The following is a 6,334-nucleotide window of genomic DNA, read 5'->3' as shown; positions in this document are numbered from 1 at the left end:
GCCGAGGCGGTGGCGCCGTTCGACACCGCCGCCTACGAGACCGTCGCGTCCCTGGAGCAGCTCGACGCCTGGATCGCCGAGGCCGAGGAGGCCGGGGTGGTCGCGGTCGATACCGAGACCGACGCGCTCGACGCGCACAAGGCCGGGCTCGTCGGCGTTTCCCTGGCCACCGCCACCGGCCGGGCCTGCTACATCCCGCTGGCCCATGTCCAGGCCGCCAAGGTGCAGGCCGATGCCACCGACCTGTTCGGCGAGGGTGCCGCGGCCTCCGACGTGGCCGAGCCGGTGCCCGGCCAGATTCCGCTCGACGCGGCCATCGCCCGGCTGAAGCCGCTCCTCGAGAATCCCGGGGTGCTGAAGGTCGGCCAGAACCTGAAATACGATTGGGCCGTACTCGCCCGCTACGGCATCGAGATCGCGCCGTTCGACGACACGATGCTGATCTCCTACGTGCTCGACGCCGGCAAGGGCGGGCACGGCATGGACGAGCTGGCCCGCCGCCATCTCGGCCACCAGCCGATCACGTTCTCCGATGTGGCTGGTACGGGCCGGAACAAGGTCAGCTTCGACCGGGTCGCCATCGACAAGGCCACGGCCTACGCGGCCGAGGACGCGGACGTCACCCTGCGCCTGTGGCGGATGATGAAGCCGCGCCTCGTCGCCGAGCGGCGCGTGGCGGTCTACGAGACCCTGGAGCGGCCGCTCCTGCCGGTGATCGCCCGGATGGAGCAGCGGGGCATCCGGGTCGACCGCGAGATGCTGAGCCGGCTGTCCGGCGACTTCTCGCAGATCCTGGTCCGCCTGGAGGAGGAGATCCAGGAGGATGCCGGCGAGAAATTTTCCGTCGGCTCGCCCAAGCAGATCGGCGACATCCTGTTCGGGAAAATGGGCCTGCCGGGGGCGAAGAAGACGCCCTCCGGCCAGTGGGCGACGCCCGCGACCCTGCTCGAAGAACTGGCCCAGGCCGGGCATGAATTGCCGAAGAAGATCCTGGAGTGGCGCCAGCTCTCGAAGCTGAAATCCACCTATACGGATTCGCTCCAGACCCATGCCGATCGGGAGACGGCGCGGGTCCACACCTCGTTCTCGCTGGCGGCGACGACGACGGGCCGCCTGTCCTCCTCCGAGCCGAACCTCCAGAACATCCCGATCCGCACCGAGGAGGGCCGCCGCATCCGCCGCGCCTTCGTGGCGGCGCCGGGCAACCGGCTGATCTCGGCGGATTACTCGCAGATCGAGTTGCGGCTGCTGGCCCACATGGCCGACATCCCCGAGCTGCGCAAAGCGTTCGCGGACGGTATCGACATCCATGCGGCGACCGCCTCGGCGATGTTCGGCGTGGCACTTAAGGACATGACCCCGGACCTGCGGCGCCGGGCCAAGACCATCAATTTCGGCATCATCTACGGCATCTCGGCCTTCGGGCTGGCCGACCGGCTCGGCATCGGCCGGGAGGAGGCGTCGGCGTTCATCAAGCAGTATTTCGAGCAGTTCCCGGGCATCCGCGACTACATCGACACCACCAAAAAGATCTGCCGGGACAAGGGCTACGTCACGACGCTGTTCGGCCGGGTCTGCCACTATCCACAGATCCGCTCCAACAACCCCTCCGAGCGCGCCAGCGTCGAGCGCCAGGCGATCAACGCCCCGATCCAGGGCTCGGCCGCCGACATCATCCGCCGGGCCATGACCCGGATCGAGGGGGCGCTCACCGCCCAAAAGCTCAAGGTCAGCATGCTGCTGCAGGTGCACGACGAACTGGTTTTCGAGGCCGCCGAGGACGAGGTCGAGCGCGCGATCCCGATCATCCGCGGCGTGATGGAGGAGGCGCCGGCGCCGGCCCTGACGCTGCGGGTGCCGCTGGTGGTGGAGGCCAACGCGGCGGGGAACTGGCAGGAGGCGCATTGAATCGTCGGCCCACGCCATCCCGGCGGTCTAAGCAACGTCGTGCGACGAAGGCGGCGGGCAGGATCGCAGGACGTCGGCGATGAACGCGTCCTTGGCGGCGCGGTACAGCGTCATCGGGTGATCGTGGTGGGCGCGCTTCAGCGCATTGTAGCGGGCCACCCGTTCGGGATCGGTGCGCAGGACCGCGGCGAAACGGTGGAAGACATCGAGCGGGCCGCCTTTGACGGTGAGCTGGATACCGAGATGTGGCGTTTGGCCGGCATCTGCGAATGCCGCGAAGTCATCGGTTCGGATTGAACCGTCGTTGCGTGTGAAGCGTGCCGCGAGGCAGCGTTCAACGGCGGCGAAGTCCTGCCTCTCGACGCGCACCGCGATGTCGAGATCCCCTTTGGTTACGCAGCCGGGCACGGCGGTGGCGCCCACATGTAGGATCTCCGTCGCGGGCGGCAGGACCGGTTCGAGGGTCTGCCTGATGACTGCGAACAACCGCTCCGCGACTGCGCGGGCCGCGTCGGCGTCTTCGATCAGACGGAAGCGCTGAACGTCGGTCATTCGGTCGATCATCGAATTAAGCCGGGCAGCCTTGGAAGTATGGCCGAAGACGGCCATACGCGGCATCACCCATGATGCAGATCACCGCCGCCCCGTGACCGACCCCCTGGCCTTCCTCTCCGGCGGCGGCGAGGCCGCGCGGCTGATTCTTGCGCGGGACTGGTCCGGCCATCCCCTCGGCCCCCCAAAAGCCTGGCCGGCGGAGTTTCGCGCCGCCCTGTCGCTGGTGCTCAACTCGCCGGAATCGATGATCCTGGCCTGGGGGCCGGATCTCCATTTCTTCTTCAACGACACGTATTTTCCCCTGCTCGGGCCGCGGCTGCCCTGGGCCATGGGGGCGCGGTTCGACGAGGTCTGGGCCGATGGCTGGGCGCAGGCCAAGCCGATCATCGAGGCTGCCATGGAGGGTCGGCCCGAGCGGTTCATCGACCTGCCGTGGCGGCTCGACACCGACCGGGGCGCGCAGGACACGTGGTGGACCTTCTCGTATTCGCGGGTGCTCGACGCGGACGGCAAGGTCGCGGGCCTGTTCATCCTCACCAACGAGACCACCGGCCGGGTGCTGGCCGACGCCGCCCTCACGGAGAGCCGGGGCCGGCTGGAGACGGCGCTCGCGGAGCTGCGCGACCTCAACGCCTCCCTGGCCCTGCAAGTCGAGGAACGCACCGCCGACCGCAACGCCCTGTGGACCCTCTCGTCCGACATGATGCTGCGCTGCCTGTTCGACGGGACGATCACCGCGGTGAACCCGGCCTGGACGGAGGTGCTGGGCTGGCGGGCCGACGAACTGGTTGGCACCAACCTGATCGGTTTCGTCCACCCGGACGACCTGGACCGCACCGCCGCGGGCGGACAGCAGCTGGCCGAGGGGCGCAGCCAGGCCCGCTTCGACAACCGCTACCGCCACCGGGACGGCAGCTACCGCTGGATCACCTGGGCGGCCCGGCCCGGCGACGGGGTGATCAACGCGGTCGGGCGCGACTTCACCGCGGAGCGCGAGCGCGCCGACGCGCTCGCCGCCGCCGAGGAGGCCCTGCGGCAATCGCAGAAGATGGAGGCGGTCGGCCAGCTCACCGGCGGCATCGCCCACGACTTCAACAACCTGCTCGCCGGCATCTCCGGCTCGCTGGAGCTGATCCAGACCCGGCTGGCCCAAGGGCGCCTCATGGATGTGGACCGCTACATCAACGCCGCCCAGGGCGCGTCCAAGCGCGCCGCCGCCCTGACGCACCGCCTCCTCGCCTTCTCGCGTCGGCAGACCCTCGACCCGAAGCCCACCGACGTGAACCGTCTGGTGGCCGGCCTGGAGGAGATGATCCGGCGTACGGTCGGCCCCGCCGTGGCCGTGACGGTGACGGCCGCCCCGGACCTGTGGCCGGCCCTGGTCGACCCGCCGCAGCTCGAGAACGCGCTGCTCAACCTGTGCATCAACGCCCGGGACGCCATGCCGGAGGGCGGCCGGATCACCATCGCGACCGCCAATGCCACCCTCCACGCGCGCGAAGCCCGCCGCCTGGACATGCCGCCGGGGCCGTATCTCGTGCTGCGCGTGACCGATACCGGCACCGGCATGCCGCCGGAGATCGTCGCGAAGGTGTTCGAGCCGTTCTTCACCACGAAACCGATCGGCCAGGGCACCGGCCTCGGCCTGTCGATGATCTACGGCTTCGTCCAGCAATCGGGTGGCGAGGTGCGGATCGTCTCGGAGGTCGGCCGCGGCACCGATGTCTGCCTCTACCTGCCCCGCCACCGGGGCGCCGTGGCGGAGGAGGATCCGCACGCCGCATTCGGCGCGCCGGCCCGGGCGGCGCCGGGGGAGACCGTGCTGGTGGTCGACGACGAGCCGACCGTGCGCATGCTGGTCACCGAGGTGCTGGAGGATCTCGGCTACACGGCGATCGAGGCGGCCGACAGCGTCGCCGGCCTGAAGGTGCTGCAATCGGACGTGCGCATCGACCTGCTGGTCAGCGATGTCGGTCTGCCCGGCGGCCTGAACGGGCGGCAGATGGCCGAGGCCGGCCGGGTGACGCGCCCGGGCCTCAAGGTGCTGTTCATCACCGGCTACGCCGAGCACGCCGTGCTGGGCAACGGCCCGCTCGCCCCCGGCATGCAGGTGATCACCAAGCCGTTCGGGGTCGAAGTTCTGGGCGCCCGCATTCGCGAGATGATCGGAACGGCTTGACCGCGCCGCCGGTCCGGGCCTTCACAGAGCGAAAGACACCAACCGGGAGGACAGGATGCGGGCTCTGCTGTGCACGAGGCTCGACGGGCCGGAGCAGCTGGAGATCGTGGAGCGCCCCGATCCGGTGCCGGGCCCCGGGCAGGCCCTGGTGCGGATCCGGCTCGCCGCCCTCAACTTCTTCGACACGCTGATCGTGGCCGGCCGCTACCAGGTGAAGCCGCCGCTGCCGTTCTCGCCGGGGGGCGAGGGCGTCGGCGTGGTCGAGGCGCTGGGGGAGGGGGCCGCGGGCGTCGCGATCGGCGACCGGGTCATCGTCCATGCCGGCCACGGCTGCTGCGCGGAGCTGATCGCCATCGACACCGCCAAGCTCACGCCGGTGCCGGAGGCCGTGCCGGACGCGCAGGCCGCGGGGCTCACCATCACGTACGGCACCTCGCTGCACGCGCTGGCCAACCGGGCGCGCATCCAGCCGGGCGAGTGGCTCGCTGTGCTCGGCGCCTCCGGGGGCGTCGGCCTCGCCGCGGTGGAACTCGGTCGGCTGATGGGTGCCCGGGTGATCGCTTGCGCCTCCTCGGAGGAAAAACTCGCGGTCGCCCGCGCCCACGGCGCCGAGGCGACGCTGGTCTACGACCCCGCCACCCTCAAGGACGAGTTGCGCCGCATCAGCGGCGGCGGGGTCGACGTGGTCTACGATGCGGTCGGCGGCGACTACGCCGAGCCGGCCCTGCGGGCCCTGGCCTGGCGCGGGCGCTACCTCGTCATCGGCTTCGCCGCCGGCGGCATCCCGCGGCTGCCGCTCAACCTGATGCTCCTGAAGGAACTCGATGTGCAGGGCGTGCACTGGGGCGCCTTCCTCGACCGCGAGCCGGAAGCGCACCGGGCCGACCAGCGCCGGCTGCTGGCCTGGGTCGCCGAGGGTAAGCTCACCGCGCAGGTTCACGGCACCTACCCCTTGGACGAGTTTCCGGAGGCCTTCGGGTTGCTGACCCGCCGGGCAGCCGTGGGCAAGGTGCTGCTGCGGCCGTGACCGCGCCGCACGGCGTGCTCAACTTCCACTCATAGATGATTGGGCTGGTTTCGGCTAAAAGGCGATCCGTGACAAAGCATTCATGCGGTGAACCGGCTCGATCCGGTGGACCGACGCAATGGAATGTCGATCTTTAAGCACTTCTTGTTACGCTCCTGCGATATCGTTCCGTTCGTTGGTCCGGGATGGAGGTCGGCATGCAGCGGTCTAGAAGTATCACAACTCGATTTATTTTAGTATCACTGCTCGGTTTTGTGCTTCTGAGTGTCAATTCCTTCTCCAGTATCATGAGTATCAAAGCCGTCAACGACTCGGCCCGGGAGATGCGGGATATCTGGAACGCGAAAAACCACGAGCTGGACAATCTCCAGTTCCTGGCGCTGCGGTATCACACGACGACGATCCGTAAGGTGATCGCCGACGACAGTGCAGAAAACCGCGACCTGGATGCTGAGTTCATCGAGATGGACGCGGCAATCCCGGAGATGTTCAAGCAATACCGGTCGCATATCGGGGCGTCCGATGAGACCGCCTTGTGGAACAGGTTCGAGGCGCGGTGGCAGGCCTATCTCGCGTCGCGAGACGCGATCATGGCGGCGCTCAAGCGCGGCGACCGCAACGCGGCCCGCGACGCCATCGCGCCGGCCCGCACGCCCCTGGTGAAC

The 6,334-nt window shown here is 69.1% G+C and carries 5 protein-coding genes; 4 read left to right on the top strand and 1 reads right to left on the bottom strand.

Annotated features, from left to right (window positions below):
- A partial coding sequence (gene polA / locus FV228_RS17770; RefSeq protein ID WP_147855843.1) for a DNA polymerase I occupies positions 1 to 1,908 on the top strand: 1,908 nt, incomplete at its 5' end.
- A 27-nt stretch (positions 1,909 to 1,935) separates the two neighbouring features.
- Here the strand turns inward: polA and FV228_RS17765 are convergent.
- Positions 1,936 to 2,517, bottom strand: a complete 582-nt coding sequence (locus FV228_RS17765; RefSeq protein ID WP_238259983.1) for a GrpB family protein — start codon at positions 2,515 to 2,517, stop codon at positions 1,936 to 1,938.
- A 37-nt stretch (positions 2,518 to 2,554) separates the two neighbouring features.
- On the opposite strand from FV228_RS17765, the gene FV228_RS17760 reads away from it, so the two are divergent.
- The 3 genes from FV228_RS17760 to FV228_RS17750 form a co-directional block, all read left to right on the top strand.
- Positions 2,555 to 4,642, top strand: coding sequence for a PAS domain-containing sensor histidine kinase (locus FV228_RS17760; RefSeq protein ID WP_147855842.1), 2,088 nt, complete (start codon positions 2,555 to 2,557; stop codon positions 4,640 to 4,642).
- Positions 4,643 to 4,697: 55 nt separating this feature from the next.
- The gene (locus FV228_RS17755; protein ID WP_147855841.1) at positions 4,698 to 5,669 is read left to right on the top strand and encodes an NADPH:quinone oxidoreductase family protein; all 972 of its coding nucleotides are present in this window, start codon (positions 4,698 to 4,700) and stop codon (positions 5,667 to 5,669) included.
- Between the two features lie 185 nt (positions 5,670 to 5,854).
- Positions 5,855 to 6,334 (top strand): MCP four helix bundle domain-containing protein (locus FV228_RS17750; RefSeq protein WP_348645066.1); only part of this gene is annotated, 480 nt, incomplete at its 3' end.

Origin of the sequence: Methylobacterium sp. WL18 (assembly GCF_008040015.1) — a bacterium.
GTDB lineage: Bacteria > Pseudomonadota > Alphaproteobacteria > Rhizobiales > Beijerinckiaceae > Methylobacterium > Methylobacterium mesophilicum.
The sequence above is the reverse complement of the archived record's forward strand: the minus strand, read 5'-3'. Positions and strand labels throughout refer to the sequence as shown.